The 15,786-nt window shown below is 57.4% G+C and carries 11 protein-coding genes and 1 pseudogene; 9 read left to right on the top strand and 3 right to left on the bottom strand.

The features are described from left to right. Positions 1 to 82: 82 nt before the first annotated feature. Both M5J06_RS09435 and M5J06_RS09430 read right to left on the bottom strand, forming a co-directional pair. A complete protein-coding gene (locus tag M5J06_RS09435) occupies positions 83 to 1,033 on the bottom strand; it encodes an endonuclease domain-containing protein (RefSeq protein ID WP_250224504.1) in 951 nt (316 codons plus the stop codon). 155 nt (positions 1,034 to 1,188) lie between these two features. Continuing rightward, positions 1,189 to 2,070: a LysR family transcriptional regulator gene (locus M5J06_RS09430; RefSeq protein ID WP_230308014.1), complete on the bottom strand. Its 882-nt coding sequence runs from the start codon at positions 2,068 to 2,070 to the stop codon at positions 1,189 to 1,191. Positions 2,071 to 2,200: 130 nt separating this feature from the next. Here M5J06_RS09430 and M5J06_RS09425 point away from each other — a divergent pair, with 130 nt between their 5' ends. Genes M5J06_RS09425 through M5J06_RS09415 form a run of 3 tightly spaced genes read left to right on the top strand, consistent with a single transcriptional unit; the run spans position 2,201 to position 6,248 of the window. After that, complete coding sequence (locus M5J06_RS09425; protein WP_250224503.1) at positions 2,201 to 3,847, top strand: thiamine pyrophosphate-dependent enzyme; 1,647 nt, start codon at positions 2,201 to 2,203, stop codon at positions 3,845 to 3,847. 12 nt (positions 3,848 to 3,859) lie between these two features. Beyond that, a complete protein-coding gene (locus M5J06_RS09420) occupies positions 3,860 to 5,194 on the top strand; it encodes an aromatic amino acid transport family protein (RefSeq protein ID WP_250224502.1) in 1,335 nt (444 codons plus the stop codon). Positions 5,195 to 5,207: 13 nt separating this feature from the next. Further along, the gene (locus M5J06_RS09415; RefSeq protein ID WP_070523317.1) at positions 5,208 to 6,248 is read left to right on the top strand and encodes a histidinol-phosphate transaminase; all 1,041 of its coding nucleotides are present in this window, start codon (positions 5,208 to 5,210) and stop codon (positions 6,246 to 6,248) included. On the opposite strand, the gene M5J06_RS09410 is transcribed toward M5J06_RS09415, so the two are convergent. After that, positions 6,245 to 7,012, bottom strand: coding sequence for a TetR/AcrR family transcriptional regulator (locus M5J06_RS09410; protein ID WP_083304516.1), 768 nt, complete (start codon positions 7,010 to 7,012; stop codon positions 6,245 to 6,247). The two genes, M5J06_RS09415 and M5J06_RS09410, sit on opposite strands and share 4 nt — an antisense overlap. Positions 7,013 to 7,060: 48 nt before the next feature. On the opposite strand from M5J06_RS09410, the gene M5J06_RS09405 reads away from it, so the two are divergent. The 6 genes and pseudogenes from M5J06_RS09405 to M5J06_RS09380 all read left to right on the top strand — a co-directional run bounded on the left by M5J06_RS09405 (position 7,061) and on the right by M5J06_RS09380 (position 15,708). Then, positions 7,061 to 8,572 (top strand): flavin monoamine oxidase family protein, encoded by a 1,512-nt coding sequence (locus M5J06_RS09405; protein WP_250224501.1) that lies wholly within the window; start codon positions 7,061 to 7,063, stop codon positions 8,570 to 8,572. A gap of 2 nt (positions 8,573 to 8,574) precedes the next feature. Then, the gene (locus tag M5J06_RS09400) at positions 8,575 to 9,519 is read left to right on the top strand and encodes a universal stress protein (RefSeq protein WP_070523323.1); all 945 of its coding nucleotides are present in this window, start codon (positions 8,575 to 8,577) and stop codon (positions 9,517 to 9,519) included. Beyond that, a pseudogene (locus M5J06_RS09395) lies at positions 9,516 to 11,070 on the top strand (APC family permease). The gene M5J06_RS09400 and the pseudogene M5J06_RS09395 overlap by 4 nt, the downstream one beginning before the upstream one ends. A gap of 25 nt (positions 11,071 to 11,095) precedes the next feature. Beyond that, the gene (locus M5J06_RS09390; RefSeq protein WP_193629798.1) at positions 11,096 to 12,472 is read left to right on the top strand and encodes an NAD-dependent succinate-semialdehyde dehydrogenase; all 1,377 of its coding nucleotides are present in this window, start codon (positions 11,096 to 11,098) and stop codon (positions 12,470 to 12,472) included. Between the two features lie 549 nt (positions 12,473 to 13,021). Continuing rightward, complete coding sequence (locus M5J06_RS09385; protein WP_250224500.1) at positions 13,022 to 14,206, top strand: class II histone deacetylase; 1,185 nt, start codon at positions 13,022 to 13,024, stop codon at positions 14,204 to 14,206. Beyond that, entirely contained in the window at positions 14,203 to 15,708 is a 1,506-nt protein-coding gene (locus M5J06_RS09380; RefSeq protein ID WP_070530906.1) for an APC family permease, read from the top strand. The genes M5J06_RS09385 and M5J06_RS09380 overlap by 4 nt, the downstream gene beginning before the upstream one ends. Positions 15,709 to 15,786: the final 78 nt, after the last annotated feature.

Genomic DNA, 15,786 nt, shown 5'->3' with positions numbered 1-15,786 from the left:
CGGCCTACTACCAAGACCACGCTCCGCACTGCCCGTTCTGCCAAAGTTCTCGCCTCCGACTCAAGATCTGTCAATAACTTCGTCATCTAGGGCAGTTGGGTGGCTCCGGGAAATCTGGCGGTTCCGGGTAATCGGGTGGCTCAGGCAAGTCGGGCGGCAGATACCCTAAGTGCTCGCTGTATTCCCAGGGCTTTGGCTTGGGCGGCAACACTCCCTCATGCCAGAAGCCGATGAATTTGAAGTAGCGCTTCTCAAAGTCCGGATTCCTGGCATTGGCTATCTGGTCGATGACATAGTCCAGATGATGTGCCACGCAATGACCTGTGTAGCGCAACGTGAGCCACCCAATCAGCGCACCCTCGTTGTTCTTCCAATGGTCCCGCAGCCATGCCTCTCGCTGGGAATGGAATTTCATCCCGTTGATTTCTACCGCAACCTTGAGCTCTGGGAGCACGATGTCCCAAGTGTAGTGGCCGATAACAACGTTGCACTCAACTTTGAGTCCGCGCCTTTTCAGCCCCTTGGCCACCTTGACCTCCGCACCGGAATCCGTGAACAGGGCGGCTTGCTCCAGCATCCGTTGGCTTGCAACAGGGATGACATTGAGTGCTTCGCGGTGGCTGTCCAAGCGAGCACGCCCCGCCTTCGAAGAATAAATAGATTCGAAGACACGAATCCCCAACTCAGGATTAACGGACTTCATAGCGACAAGAGGATTAAGAATCCGGATCCCCGACAAAGTGACAAAACTAGTGACGCTCACCCGCGAGTGCACATAGAAGGTTGATTTCGGCATTCTCTCCACGCTGGCGAGCCTCAGTGGAAAGGTGACAGGCTCGCCAAGAAGTACCTGGGCTGCTGTTGTACCTGTTGCCTTGAGGAATGGCCGGTGCTCCTGCAACAGCTTCAAAAGCTCTAAAGGCTCGGGCCTGCCCCAGACGTAGATTCCCTTGGCGATTCTCGTAATCTCCCCACGGCTCACGCGAGTTGCAAGCGCACCTTTAGATAGGTCGCGCACAACGCCATGGTTCATGCCATTTCCCCCGGAAAGTAGGACTCCACGCTAACATGACGCCCTACCACGTGCCGAGCAACTGCCCGTTCTGCCAAAGTTATAGCCTCTGATTCAAGATCTGGCCTGATCTTTGGCAACAACGACAGTTATGCCCAATGCAAACTAAGCAAACCCTAGCGAAGCGACCCCTCAATAAAACTGCGGAACCGCCGAGCAATCTGCTCTATCTCCTGCCCCGCGAAGTGGCCCGGGGACCATGCCGCCACCAGTGGCACACCGCCCAGCGCGCGCTCGCCATCAACGACATCAAAGCCCACCAGCCGCGCCGGCTGCAGCTCCGTCATTAAAGCTACAGCTCGCCCGGCACGCGCCAAGGCGCATAACGTCGCCGTATCATCGCACTCCACGTGCGAGCCCAGGGCATAGCCAGCCGTGCCCACGAAGGAATCCACCACCCCGCGGGACACGCTGCGCCGCGAGGGCAGCGCCACATTTTCCTGCAGCAAGCGCTCAACCTCCACGCTTGTCGAACCCGCGCATTCCAGCGCCAGCGGGTGCGTCGGCGGCGCCCAGGCGCGCACCGGAATCGTGCCCAGCGGCAAGGAAGCCACGTCATTGCCCGGCGGGATGGTAGCAATCACCATGTCGGCGGTTCCTTCCAGCGCATCGAAGACGTCGTAGTGCGAGACCGGAGTCGTCGTAAGCAGAGGAATCGACGAGCCGGCGGCCTCTATAAACGGAGCGAGAAGCGTCGACATCGTCGTCGGCGTGGCCGCCACGCGCAGCGCCGGAATTCTGCCAGCCCGAAGCGCCTCCACCGCCTGCCCGGCGCGCGCGGATGCAGCGAGGAGGCGGCGGCAGGTGGGAATGAGGGCATGCGCTGCGTCGCTCAGCACAAGCGCAGATCCAGCCCGCACGAAGAGCTCAAGGTCCAGCTCTTTTTCAAAACGCCGCAGTTGGCGGCTCAGCGCCGGCTGGGTAATTCCGAGGCGTGAGGCGGCAGCGGTCACCGTCCCGGCCTCAGCCACCGCGAGGAAATATTTGGCCTTCACCATGTCCATTCCCCTACTTTTACCAGCACCCATGCCCTATATGCATGGCTTTAGAGCTTTAGCAGCATTAGACAACATGACATCACCAAAGAATAATGAGACCACTACCACAACGAAGTCAGTGAGGTTCTCCATGTCACATGTCGGCGCTGCCATTGCCGCATCACTTGCCGCGCACAATGTGCCCCGCGCATTCCTCGTACCCGGCGAAAGCTTCCTTCCCGTGTTGGACGGACTCTACGATTCCCCCGTCGAAGCCATCGTCTGCCGCCACGAAGGCGGTGCCACCTACATGGCTGAGGCCCACGGCAAAGCCACCGGCCAGCCCGGCGTAGCCATGGTCACGCGCGGGCCTGGCGCGGCCAACGCTTACGTGGGTATCCACACAGCTTGGCAGGACGCCACCCCGCTCGTCCTCTTCGTCGGCCTCATCCCTACCTCGGACCGCGACCGCGAATCCTTCCAGGAATTCGATCCCAAGGCATGGTTCGGCACCCAGGCCAAGCAGGTCTTCGTCCTCGATGATCCGGAGCGCGCCTCCCGCGTCGTGGCCGAAGCCTTCTTCCAAGCCCAGCAGGGCCGCCCCGGCCCCGTCATCGTGGGCCTGCCGGAAGATGTTCTCCACCAGGAGTTCACCGGCACCATCCACCCGCCCATCCCGGTTGCGGAAGGCGCGCTTTCCGACGATCACCTGGACCTCCTCTCCCGCGAACTGAGCCGCGCAGAGCGGCCACTCATTTTTGCCGGCGGCCCGCGCTGGACTCCGGAAACCGCGGAGAAGATCACTCGCTTCGCCGAAGAGCACCGTATCCCGATCATTCAAGACTTCCGCGCCGCCGACCGCGTGCCTTTCGACTCCCCCGCCAACGCCGGCTGGCTCGGCTACGGCCGCGACCCCCGCGCGGCGCAACTTTTGGAAGCCGCCTCCCTCGTCATCGAAGTTGGTGCCGTTCTCGGTGATGTTCCTACCGACGGCTATACCCTGCGCCAGTCACCGCAGGCGCGCAACATCGCCATCAATCCTGACACCAGCCTGCGCGGCCACTCGGTGGCGCTGCTAGAACACATCGTGGCAAGCCCCGTGGCCTTCGCTAACACGCTGGACCGCCTCAGCGTGGAGGGCAAGGATAAGCGCGGCGAGTGGTTCGATACCGCTCACGCGAACCACCTCGACTTCGCCACCCTTCCCGAGCCCGCGGACTACCGCCCGGGCAACGAGGGCACCGCCCACATGGAGGCCATCCTCGCAGCACTCCACGAACAGCTGCCCAAGGATTCCATCTACACCTTTGGCGCCGGCAACCACTGCATCTGGGCCCAGCAGTTCCTGCGCTCCTCTGTCTACCCCTCCCAGTTCAGCGTGCGCAACGGCTCGATGGGATATTCCATCCCGGCGGCCGTGTCCACCAAGCTGCAGTTTCCCGAGCGCACTGTGCTCACCATCGCTGGCGATGGCGAATACCTCATGAACGGCCAAGAACTGGCCACCGCACTGCAATATGGCGCGCCCTTCCTCATCATCGTCATGTCCAATGGCGAATTCGGAACCATCCGCGACCACCAGAAGAAACACTTCCCCGATCGCGTCTCCGGCACGCAGCTGGTGAACCCGGATTTCGCGGCAGTAGCCCGCGGCTTCGGCGCTCACGGCGAGCTCGTCACTGATGACGCACAGGCACCGGAGGCCGTCGCCCGTGCTCTAGCCGCCATCAAGGAAGAAGGTATCCCCGCACTCATCAACGTCATCACTGACCAAGACCACTCCCTGCCCATCGAATAGAGGAGGCTCACCATGAGCTCTACCAACACTCCCCCAACAACCACGCCACCTACCACTGAGCTGAAGGAGGGCGAGCACATTGTGGGCGATGGGGTCGTCGCCAAGCAGCGTCCCGCCGCCTCCACCGCATCGTGGATCATTACGCTCTTCGGTACCGCCGTGGGTGCCGGCATCCTCTTCCTGCCGCTCAACGCCGGTGGTTTCGGGTTCTGGCCGCTGGTCTTCGCCACGGTCTTCATTTTCCCGCTGGTGTATTTTTCACACCGCACCTACGCGCGCATCGTCGCGGGCGCGCCCAAAGAGGACCACGGCAAGGACATCCTCGAGCTGGTCTCGCAGTACCTGGGCAAGGGTCAAGGAATCGTCTTCGCGGTGCTGTATTGGATCACGGTCTTTTCCACCGTCCTGATTTACGGTGTCTCCATCACTAACGCGGTGGATAGCTTCATCGTCAACCAGCTGGGCGGGCCTTCGCTCGACCGGTGGCTACTGGCCATGCTCTGCGTCGGCGTCATGACCGGCGCCTTCGCCATCGGCCGCAAGCCCATGATTTGGCTAGCCCAGGTGCTGGTGTACCCGCTGATTATTGCGCTGGCAGTTACCTCCATTTACCTCATCCCGCGTTGGGACTTGGAGAGCTTCCTTCACTTTGACGACGGCTCGGATGGCTACGGCGGCATTTTCAAGGGTATTTTCCTCATCCTACCGGTGCTGGTCTTCTCCTTCTCCCACATGGCAGCGCTGTCGCAATTCGCCCTCGACATGCAGCCGCAGTACGGCGAGAAGACCGAAAAGCGCGTCTCTCGCACGGAGTTCTACACCTCCATCCTTCTGGTTGTCTTCACCATGTTCTTCGTCTGGTCCTGCGTCCTCGCGCTCGGCGCCGACGGCATGAATGAGGCCCTCGAGCAAAACATTCCGGTGCTCTCCTACTTCGCCAACGTCACCGGCACGCCGTTCATGGCCTACATGGTGCCCATCGTGGTCATCTGCGCCATCGTCTCCTCCTACTTCGGCCACATGCTCGGCACAGAAGAAGGCACGGAGTACCTGCTGAAGAACGCCGCGCCACAGCTGGCAGAGAAGGTCTCGCACCGCACGCTGCTCAACATCATCTACGTCATCGTCTTCGTGTGCACCACGCTGGTTGCCATCTTTAACCCCTCCATTATTTCGATGATTTCCGTGGTCTCCGGCGTCTTCGTGGCGTTCATCGTCTACCTGGTTCCGGTGTACATGTTCAAGAAGCTGGACGTGTACAAGCACTTCCGCAATGACCCGTGGAACTACTTCGTCTTCGGCATGGGCCTGCTGATTATGGCCGTTACCATCTGGGACATGATTTAGAAAGGACGTGATTATGCTTCGCAATGATCTCTCGAGCTTCCCCGAATACAAGGTGGGCAAGGACTTCCCCAACGCGCTCAAGCTCTCATCCAATGAGGTCCCCTTCCCGCCCGCTGAGGACATCATCGCCGCGGTTGCCGACGCCGCCCGCACCACCAACCGCTACCAACAGCCCGGCAGCCTAGAGCTCACCAACGCCTTGTGCAATTACCTGGGAATTCCGGCGGATAATATCTTCGTCTCGGCGGGTTCCACACCCATCCTGCAGGCCACCATCTTGGCTTCTTGTCAGACGGGTGATGAGGTCATCGTGCCCTGGCGCAGCTTTGAGGCCTATCCCCTGTACGTGCGCATGGCCGGCGCGGAGCCGGTTCTGGTCCCACTCACGGAGGATTACCGCGTCGATCTGGAAGCAGTACTCGAGGCGCTAACGGAGAAGACCAAGCTCATCATCCTGTGCAACCCCAATAACCCGACGGGCACCGTGATTACCCGCGGTGAATTCCGCGCCTTCATGGACCGGGTGCCCAAGGATGTCGTCGTGCTGTTGGATGAAGCCTATTGGGAATACAACGACGCCCCCGATACCCCGGATTCAGTGGAGGAATACCAGCGCTACCCCAACCTGCTCGGCGTGCGCACCTTCTCCAAGGCGTGGGGTTTGGCCGGCATGCGCGTGGGCTACGCGGTGGCAGGCGAAGAGATCATCAATGCGCTGCGTCTGCTCTCCCTGCCGCTGACGGTGACTGCCATGGCGGAAACCGCCGCCGTGGAGGTGCTCAAGCGCCACGACGAGCTTGCCGACGCCGTCGAGATCACCAAAGCACAGCGCGACCGCGTCTGCGCGGAGCTGGGGGCTGAGAAGTCCTACGGCAATTTCGTGTGGCTGCCGCGTGCGGATGCCTCGGAGGTAGAGACGAAGATGCTCGATGAGGGCGTGGTCATCCGCCGCTACCTCGACGAAGGCGTGCGCGTGTCCATCACCGATGAGGCCGAGACCACCCAGTTCTTGGAGGCCTGGCGACGCGCGGGCATTGAGCCTTGGAGGGGCTAGCCATTCTTCTCGTCGGGGAGATCTGACAGGAGGGCTTCAAGGCCTAAGCGGAACGGCTCGTCGGCGTAGGGATTCCTCTGATCCTGACTGTCTGCGATGGAGGCGTCCGGTGAAAAAGCGCCGCGCGCATCGGCCAGTGCCGGTGCGCGCGCCTCACTATCCACCGGAAGGTCAAAGATGTCTTCGGGGGCGTGGACATCGTAAGCACTGCCATAAATGAAAGATTCCAATGCCACGATGCGTGGCATGATGGCCGAGCTCGGAAGACCGGTCAGCTTCAAAACTCGGGCTAGCACTTCGTACATTTCAACCGTACGAGGTGCTCCAGAAATAGGTGTCAACGCAATAATCCGCACGAGCGGAACATGCCGTGCGCAGACATCACGGTAGGACGTTGCCCAACGTATGAGTGCATCGCGGGGTGAGAGTGTCGGGGTGGCCTCCAATGCGGCATACAAGGAACTGCATTCCACTTGCTCCATGACTGCATCTTCGATCAGCGCGAGCAAGTCATCTTTCCCCGAAAGGTGGTTGTACAACGCGCTGGTTCCCACGTTTAGACGGCGGGCAATGCGCGCCATTGTGAGTTTTTCATATCCTTCTTCCCCCACAATGGTGAGCGCAGCCTTAGCGATCTTTTCGCGCGTAACCAGCGCTTTATGGGGGCGACCTTTAGGCCGATGCGAATTCACAGCTCCGAAACCTTGTCTCACGTTACGTTCCTTCTGTACAGTGATACGAGACACAAAATGAATGATGTTCATTTTGCCACACCTGCCCCTTCATCGTCCCATAGGAACGGAGACACCTTCATGACTTCACTCGTCAATCCAGACAATCCCGTTATCGAGCGCGATGTCGTCGTTATCGGCGCCGGCCCCGCTGGCCTCATGGCCGCACATACCCTAAAGAAGAAGGGCCTGAGCGTAGCCGTCCTCGAAGCTCGCGAGCGCGTCGGCGGCCGTACCTGGAACGGCAAGGTCAAGGATGCAAAGGGGGTCGAGCACTTTGTCGAGCTCGGAGGCCAGTGGATCTCCCCCGACCAGACCCGCCTCATCGAGCTCGTTGATGAACTCGGCCTCGAAGCTTTCTCCCGCTACCGCGAGGGCAAGTCGATCTACGTCTCCCCTGATGGCACCCGCCACGAGTACGAAGGCACCGTATTCCCAGCCGATGAGAAGACCATTGCTGAGATGGACCGCCTCATCAAGATCATGGATGAACTCGCAGCGGAAATGGACCCGGCAAACCCTTGGTCCCACCCGCGCGCCAAAGAGCTAGACTCCATCTCTTTCCGCTCTTGGCTTGAGGAGCTTTCCGACGACACTGAGGCCATCGACAACGTTTCGATTTATGTGGCGTCCGGCATGCTGACCAAGCCCTCCTACACGTTCTCCACTCTTCAAGCAGTGCTCATGGCTTGCTCCGCAGGCTCCTTCAGCAACCTTGTGGATGAGGACTTCATCCTGGATAAGCGCGTCGTCGGCGGTATGCAGTCCGTTTCCTTAACTCTTGCCAAGGGCTTGGGCGACGATGTCCACCTCGGCACTCCAGTGCGCGAGCTTCACTGGGCGGAGCCGGATGCATCTACCGCGGACGAACTCAACAACATCAAGGCAGATGTTCGCAATGGTGTCGCCGGCAATGGCGAAGCCGGAAATGTTACCGCCATTTCGGAGAAGGTCACTGTAAAGGCCCGTTTCGCCGTTCTGGCTGTTCCGCCAAACCTGTACAACCGCATCTCCTTCGTCCCGCCGATGCCGCGCGACCAGCAGATTGCGCACCAGCACATCTCCATGGGACTGGTTATCAAGGTCCATGCCATCTACGACACCCCGTTCTGGCGCGAAGAAGGACTCTCCGGCACCGGCTTTGGTGGCGGTCGCCTCGTTCAGGAGGTTTACGACAACACCAATTACGGCAAGAATTTTGCCGAATCGACCGCAGATAAGGAAGACACCTACGGCACCCTCGTGGGCTTTGTCTCCGACGTTTATGCAGAGGAGATGTGGCACCTGCCGGCTGAAGAGCGCAAAGAACGCATTCTCGACGCCATGGCAGATTACCTTGGCCCAAAGACCAAAGAGCCCATCGCTTTCTACTTGTCTGACATGGCAGCCGAAGAGTGGACGCGTGGTGCCTACGCTACCTCCTATGATCTCGGTGGACTCTCGCGCTGGGGGCACCTCCAGAATCAGCCGACCGGCCCCATCTACTACGCATGCTCCGACATCGCTGCGGAAGGTTACCAGCACGTCGACGGCGCAGTACGCCAGGGCGAGATCGCCGCACTGGCTATCGCAGAGCAAGCAGCGAAGGCTTAAACATGGCTCCCGCAAGTTTCCCTCGCCGCAGCACTAGTGGTTGCATCCTCGTGGGCTACGTCGCTACCGATTTCGGCAAAGACGCGTTGCGCTTAGGAATTGCTCTCGCAAAAGAGCGCAACGTGCACCTCGAACTCGTTATGGTAGCCCCCGCGCATAGCTCCTTCTCGGGCGTTTACCCGCACGACCGTGGCTATGACTCCATTGTGGAGGAACAAATCGCTGGATGGCTGGAGGAGGCTCTCGCGGAGGTTCCTGAAGAAATCACTGCAACCGCACGCATCGTGACGGGAGATTCCGAAGCTGCCGCGCTCTGCGAAACTGCGGAGACCCTTGGTGCTGACTTGCTCGTCGTTGGTGCCCGGAAGGGCGGCCTCTTCGGACGTTTCCAGATGGGTTCCGCGGTCAATGCGCTCTTGCACTCTGCCCCCGTTCCTGTCGCGCTCGCGCCGCGCGGATACTCCTACCCAGGCCCTATCACTCGAGTCACGACCTTCTTTGGCCCTCGCCGTGGCACCTCCGATGTCATTGCAATCGGCCTTGATCGTGCGCGTCGCCGTGAGATTCCCTTGCGCCTCGTCTCGCTCGTCCTAAGCGGTGAGTCTGACATGCATGGGCTCGGAACCGACGTGCCCAGTGCGCTCAATGCTTATGCCAACCGAAAACTGGCTGACTCCGCTCAACACATGCTTGACGCCGGACACGCCACCACCGAGGTGGCGTCTGGCAAGGACGTCAGCACAGCCCTAGAAAAGTTGAGCTGGCAAGACGGCGAAATCGCCGTTGTCGGTTCCTCCCGTATGGCCGTTCCTGGACGGCTCTTCTTAGGCTCAACAGCGTCTCGAATGCTCCGCTTGATCCCAGTCCCCATGATTGTTGTGCCCGCCGGCTACATGCAAGCCGGCGAAGAAAACAATCTTCTATCGAAAGGTGGTGACAACACATGACCACCACGACCCCTTCGACGCCAACCACCCACTCGGTAAATGAGACAGCGTCGGACAAAGGCCTAGCTACGGGCCGCGTCGGATTACTTGGCGCAGTCGTCATTGGCGTCAGTTGCATCGCCCCCTACCTATACGCTGACCTCCGGTATTGGCCCAACGATTTCAGCTGTGGGTCAATACGTCCCGGCAGTGCTGTTGCTGGGCTTCATCCCCATGCTGCTTGTAGCGTTTGCCTACCGCGAGCTCAACAACGCAGTCCCTGATTCAGGTACTTCCTTCACGTGGGCTACAAAGGCCTTCGGCCCGTGGGCCGGCTGGATGGGAGGATGGGGGCTTATCACCGCCACGATTCTGGTGCTATCAAACCTGGCGGCGGTGGCCGTCGATTTCTTCTACCTACTTCTTGGTCAGCTCTTCAATAACCCGGCTATTAGTGATCTGACCCGGAACCTGTGGGTTAATATCCCGACTACCTTCGTCTTTATCGCTATCGCGGGCTACATTTCTTACCGCGGACTCGACTCAACTCAAAAGCTGCAGTATGTACTCGTTGCGATTCAGATTGCTGCCATTGTGCTTTTCGACGTCGTCGCAATCCACAACGCCTATAACAACGGCGGATTCGACTTCACACCGATTTCGCTCGAATGGTTCAATCCGGTTGGCATCGGTAGCTTTTCCCTCATTGCAGCGGGCATCTCACTGTCCATCTTCATGTTCTGGGGATGGGACGTAACCCTCACGATGAACGAGGAAACGAAGAACCCCGAAAAAACACCGGGTCGTGCAGCTACGATCACGGTGCTCATCATCATCGCGCTGTACATCCTCACCGCGCTGGCAGTCATCACTTGGGCCGGCACAGGTGACACGGGCCTGGGAGCCGGTAATCCAGAAAACCAGGAATCGATTTTCGCGGCGCTTTCAGAGCCCGTCTTAGGCAAGGCCTCGATCCTGATTTATATCGCGGTCCTGTCCTCTTCCTTCGCCTCCCTGCAGTCCACGATGGTGGGCCCCGCCCGCACCTTGCTGGCCATGGGCTACTACCGCGCATTGCCGCCGGTGTTCGCAAAGATCAGCCCCCGCTTCCGTTCACCTTCGACGGCCACCATTGTTTCCGCTGCAGCGGCAGCCGTGTTCTACGCAGTAACCCGGCTTATTTCGGAAAACGCGCTATGGGACACCATCGCTACGATGGGCCTCATGGTCTGTTTCTACTATGGAATTACGGCCGTGGCCTGCATCTGGTACTTCCGAACCGAACTGTTTAGCTCGATGCATAACATCGTGTTCAAGTTCCTCTTCCCCACTGTGGGCGGCGGATTCTTGCTCATGATGTTCTTCATCACTGCATTCGATTCCATGGATCCGTCCTACGGATCCGGGTCTGAAATCGGTGGTATCGGCATGGTCTTCATTTTGAGCGTCGCTGTCTTAGGGCTCGGCGTATTCATCATGCTGTTCACTCGCTTTGCCCATCCAGGATTCTTCAAGGGCGAAACCCTCACGCGAATTTCCTCGCGCGACGACGACCAGCAACCGCTGGTCTAACTACACACGAGAAAAGGAGTAATCAATGTCCAACACCTATCGCGTACAGAACCCCGTAACCAATGAGGTAGTCGAAACCTTCGATACCGCTACCGACGCTGAGATCGAAGCAGCACTGGCAAAATCTGCCGCGGCTTATAAAGAGTGGTCTGCACGCCCCATCTCTGAGCGCGCAGAAATCATGACCCGCGTCAGCGAGCTCTTCGAGGAGCGCAAGGTAGAACTAGCCCAGATCGCCGGCGAGGAGATGGGCAAGTTCCACTCCGAAGGCATCGAGGAAGCTGAGTTCTCTTCCGCCATTATCAAGTACTACGCCGATAACGGCGCAGACTTCACCAAGGACCAAGAGATCCCAACTGCCTCCAACGGCACGGCAGTCATCCGCCGCCTGCCTATCGGCCCACTGCTCGGCATCATGCCGTGGAATTTCCCCTACTATCAGATCGCCCGTTTCGTGGCGCCCAACCTGATGCTGGGCAACACCATCATTCTCAAGGATGCGGAAATCTGTCCGCGCTCGGCCCTCGCCGTTCAGAAGATCATGGATGACGCTGGCGTTCCTGAAGGCGTGTACAACAACGTCTTTGCTTCCCACGACCAGATTTCCACCATCATCGCGGACTCTCGCATCCAAGGTGTATCTCTTACCGGTTCTGAGCGCGCAGGCTCCATCATCGGCGCGCAGGCCGGCGAAAACCTCAAGAAGGCTGTTCTCGAGCTCGGCGGCTCTGACCCGTATGTCCTGCTCGATACTGACGACGTCAAGGCAGCTGCGGAGCTGGCATGGGGCACGCGTATGTACAACACCGGCCAGGCCTGCAACTCGAACAAGCGCATGATTGTCATGGAAGACATCTACGACGAGTTCGTCGCTGAGCTCGAGCGCCTCGCCAACGCTGCAGTAAAGTCCACTCCGGACAACCAACCCGAAGGCGCATACTCTGCACTGTCCTCCCGTGAGGCAGCTGAAAAGCTGCGTGACCAGCTGGACCGTGCCGTTTCTGCCGGTGCTAACTTGCGTGCTGGTGGCGAGCTCTCTGCGGAAGGCGCTTACGTCTCCCCTGCTGTCATCACCGATATCCCGGTTGGCTCCGATATCTACTACGAGGAGTTCTTCGGCCCAGTCGCGACCGTTTACAAAGTAAGCAGCGACGAAGAAGCCCTCGATTTGGCTAATAACACCCAGTACGGCCTCGGCGGCACCGTGTTCTCCCAGGACCCCGAACGCGCCGCCGCTGTCTCCCGCCGTCTCGAGTGCGGCATGGCTAACGTGAACACCCCCGCTGGCGAAGGCGAAGAAATGCCATTCGGTGGCGTGAAGCGCTCCGGCTTTGGCCGCGAGCTCGGCCCGCTTGGCATGGATGAGTTCGTTAACAAGCAGCTCTACTACGTGGAGAAGTAGCCCGAAATAGATCACTAAAAGGGTGTTGGATTATCGACGGATAATCCAACACCCTTTTGGTTTTCGTACGCCCCAATTGAAGTAAAACCTGTTTCATCAAACTCAATACGAGTCCACCCGTAAACGGAATGAACGCATCCATCGAGGTTGGATTAATTCCTATAACAAATTACAATCCAACAATCCTTCCCGCGAGCCAATATTGCCGCAAATATCGCCAGTAAAACATTGCAAAAGCTTTCACTTCCATGAGATAGCCTGCATGTATACAAATATTTACGCACGATAGATGGACTAACTCGCAACCAATTCACCCTCACAAAGGGGTAGGCAGCCGTTAGCTTTATTCGATTCAAAATGGCTATACCACCATTAGCCAATACCTCTAATAGCAGTTCAAAAACAACGGACTCCACTGCCAATATTAAAAAGCATAATGGCACCTTAGAGAAATTAACCTTCCCCGCAATTAAGGCGAAAACAGTCTCTCAAATCACACTCGACAAGTACTATGGTCTGCAACACCACAGCCGAAAGGAAGGATTGTAAATGTCAACCAAAAAGCAAGATAAAGTCTCTGTGGGTTATCTCTGGGACACGCTCTACGGATGGCACGACACAGGCACGGGTGGCAATGCGCCGGCGAACCCAGCCCTTGGCCTACAACCCGTGAACCGCCACTTCTCTTCGCCGGAACCAAAGCGACGCCTAAACGAATTAGTGCAGGCCTCGCAGCTCCGCAAACACCTCACCAATCTTTCGGCAAAGCCGGCGACGAAGGAGCAACTCGAAAGAACTCACTCCAAAGAACACATCGAGTCGATGCTCCAACAGTCTCAACTACCGAAAGGTGGCGATTGTGGAGATGGAGGATCACCGTTCGGACAAGGAGGCGCAGACATTGCGAAGCTCTCAGCTGGCGGCGCAATTGAAATGACTCGAGCTGTACTAGACGGAGAGGTTGACCGTGGGTATGCCTTGATTAATCCTCCGGGACACCATGCTGAGAGGAACCGTGGCTTAGGCTTCTGCCTTTTCAATAACGCGTCGGCTGCAGCGTCTTTTGCTCTCGAGGAACGCGGTCTAGAAAGAGTCGCAATCGTAGATTGGGATGTTCACCATGGCAACGGAACCCAAGACATCTGGTGGGAAGACAACCGTGTTCTCACAGTATCCATCCACCAAGATAGAAATTTCCCGGTCGACAGTGGTTTCGTCGAAGAACGAGGCTCCGGAAAAGGCAAGGATTTCAACCTGAATATCCCCCTTCCTCCAGGAAGTGGCGACCTAGTGTATGAAACCGCGCTTAATGAGATCGTCATTCCAGCGCTCGAGGAATTCAAGCCAGAATTAATCATCCTTAGTACAGGCTACGATGCCGCGATGATGGACCCTCTAGGCCGCATGATGGTAACAACCTCGGGTTACTACAACATGACTCAGGCTCTTGCAGCTGCTGCAGACAGCCTTTCTGAAGGAAATCTAGTCGTGGTCCAAGAAGGCGGCTATTGCCAGTACTACGTTCCTTTCTGCGGTCTTGCAGTGTTTGAAAGCCTGACCGGTGAAGAGTCCGGTTTCAAGGATGAATACGCCGAAATCGTGGAAGGACAGATTCGAAAGACGTTCACAGATGAACAAATCGAGTATCTAAGAAAGGCATATACCGCTCACTTCAAAGAAGACAGCCCCGCGCTTGAAAGTCTCTCCCCTGCTACAAGTGATGGTGCCGTATGAGCGAAAAGATTCGTACCCTCAAGACGCACAACATTGTCTTTCTAGTAATTGCAGCAGCTGCACCTTTAACGGTGGTTTCCGCCGGAGTAACGGCAGCATACGCCACATCTGGAATGCCAGGAGTTCCTCTCGGCTACCTGCTTTGCGGAGCACTCGTGGCATTCTTTTCAGTCGGCTTCTGCGCTATGGCCAAGGAGATACCCAATACTGCTGCATTCTTTTCCTACGTCTCCGCCGGCCTCGGGAAAAGTCACGGTTTAGCAGCTTCTTCACTGGCTATCGTTTCTTACACTGCTATGCAGATCGCACTTTACTGTCTTCTCGGATACACAGCATCTAGCTTATTTGAATCGATAGTAGGCACCTATATCCACTGGGCGGTGTGGGCACTCATAGCTTTAAGCCTAGTGGCATTTCTAGGCATTAAATCTGCCGATGCCACTTCGAGAATTCTAGGAGTTCTTCTCTTCTTGGAGTCTTGTGCCATCGTGTTCTTCTGTGTTCTCGCAATCCGCAACCCTGCAGATGGGCTCTCGATTGGCACCTTATCTCCGTCCGCGCTCATTGGAACTGGCACAGGAACTCTCCTCGCGTTCACTATCGCCGGGTTCATGGGAATTGAAAGCAGTGCTATGTACTCTGAGGAGGCAATCAATCCGGAGAAAACCATCCCAAACGCGACGCTTATATCAATTCTGATTATTTCCGGCTTTTATGGATTCTCTTCATGGTCAATTGCCCAAAGCACTGGAGAGTCTCAGGTAGTTGATTCTGCGCAAGAATCTGGTTCGGATCTGTTCTTCAACTTTATTGCCAGCCAGGGATACGAGTCCATCGTTCCGCTAATTCAGCTTCTCTTGGTCACCTCCCTCTTCGCAGCCGTTACAGCCTTCCACAATTCTATTTCCCGCTACCTCATGGCGCTGGGGCGAGAACAGGTTATTTGGAAGAACCTCGGCACGACTAGCGAAAATGGTGCCCCTGTTGCGGCATCGCTTTTCCAATCTTGCTTCGGTTTGTTTGCCATCGCCACGGCACTGCTTGCTCAAAAGCTCTCAGGATATGACGAAAGCTTTCCATCAGCAATCGTGTTCTCTTGGATGAGTAACGCTGGTGGTTTCGGACTCGTCTTCTTGCTTCTAACCACTTCGGTCTCGGTTTACTTCTATTTTAGGAAGCACAAAGGGCTTTACCCAGTGTTCGTCACAAAAGTGGCGCCAACTATCGCCATCATTGGGTTCGGCACAATGTTCGTGCTGATCTTGGCCAACTTCGAGAACCTCATTGGCGATGCCGAGCTGTGGTATTTGGTTTTCGTGATTCCAACCATCATCCTCTTGTGTGGAGTAGCTGGCTTTGTTCGCGGCGAGCTGCTCAAGCGCTCCCATCCTCACATCTATAGCAACATCGGTTCTGGACATCCCCCAGGCGAAAGCCGCGTGCAGAGTAGGGCAACCGCTGAGCCGAAAAACTCTCAACTAGTCACATCAGCACAAGATTGATCCAAAGCACGAAAACGTGAACACGGTATTGAACGCTTATGGGAAACCTCGGGGACGTACGCCCCGATTGTGCAGAGC

The organism is Corynebacterium intestinale (assembly GCF_023574125.1).
Lineage (GTDB): Bacteria > Actinomycetota > Actinomycetes > Mycobacteriales > Mycobacteriaceae > Corynebacterium > Corynebacterium hesseae.
This window is presented reverse-complemented; position numbering and strand designations above follow the sequence as displayed.

Excerpts from the sequence above, each read along its gene's own strand:
- M5J06_RS09435 (WP_250224504.1), bottom strand. The coding sequence starts at position 1,033 with ATGAACCATGGCGTTGTGCGCGACCTATCTAAAGGTGCGCTTGCAACT.
- M5J06_RS09430 (WP_230308014.1), bottom strand. The coding sequence starts at position 2,070 with ATGGTGAAGGCCAAATATTTCCTCGCGGTGGCTGAGGCCGGGACGGTG.
- M5J06_RS09425 (WP_250224503.1), top strand. The coding sequence starts at position 2,201 with ATGTCACATGTCGGCGCTGCCATTGCCGCATCACTTGCCGCGCACAAT.
- M5J06_RS09420 (WP_250224502.1), top strand. The coding sequence starts at position 3,860 with ATGAGCTCTACCAACACTCCCCCAACAACCACGCCACCTACCACTGAG.
- M5J06_RS09415 (WP_070523317.1), top strand. The coding sequence starts at position 5,208 with ATGCTTCGCAATGATCTCTCGAGCTTCCCCGAATACAAGGTGGGCAAG.
- M5J06_RS09410 (WP_083304516.1), bottom strand. The coding sequence starts at position 7,012 with ATGAACATCATTCATTTTGTGTCTCGTATCACTGTACAGAAGGAACGT.
- M5J06_RS09405 (WP_250224501.1), top strand. The coding sequence starts at position 7,061 with ATGACTTCACTCGTCAATCCAGACAATCCCGTTATCGAGCGCGATGTC.
- M5J06_RS09400 (WP_070523323.1), top strand. The coding sequence starts at position 8,575 with ATGGCTCCCGCAAGTTTCCCTCGCCGCAGCACTAGTGGTTGCATCCTC.
- M5J06_RS09390 (WP_193629798.1), top strand. The coding sequence starts at position 11,096 with ATGTCCAACACCTATCGCGTACAGAACCCCGTAACCAATGAGGTAGTC.
- M5J06_RS09385 (WP_250224500.1), top strand. The coding sequence starts at position 13,022 with ATGTCAACCAAAAAGCAAGATAAAGTCTCTGTGGGTTATCTCTGGGAC.
- M5J06_RS09380 (WP_070530906.1), top strand. The coding sequence starts at position 14,203 with ATGAGCGAAAAGATTCGTACCCTCAAGACGCACAACATTGTCTTTCTA.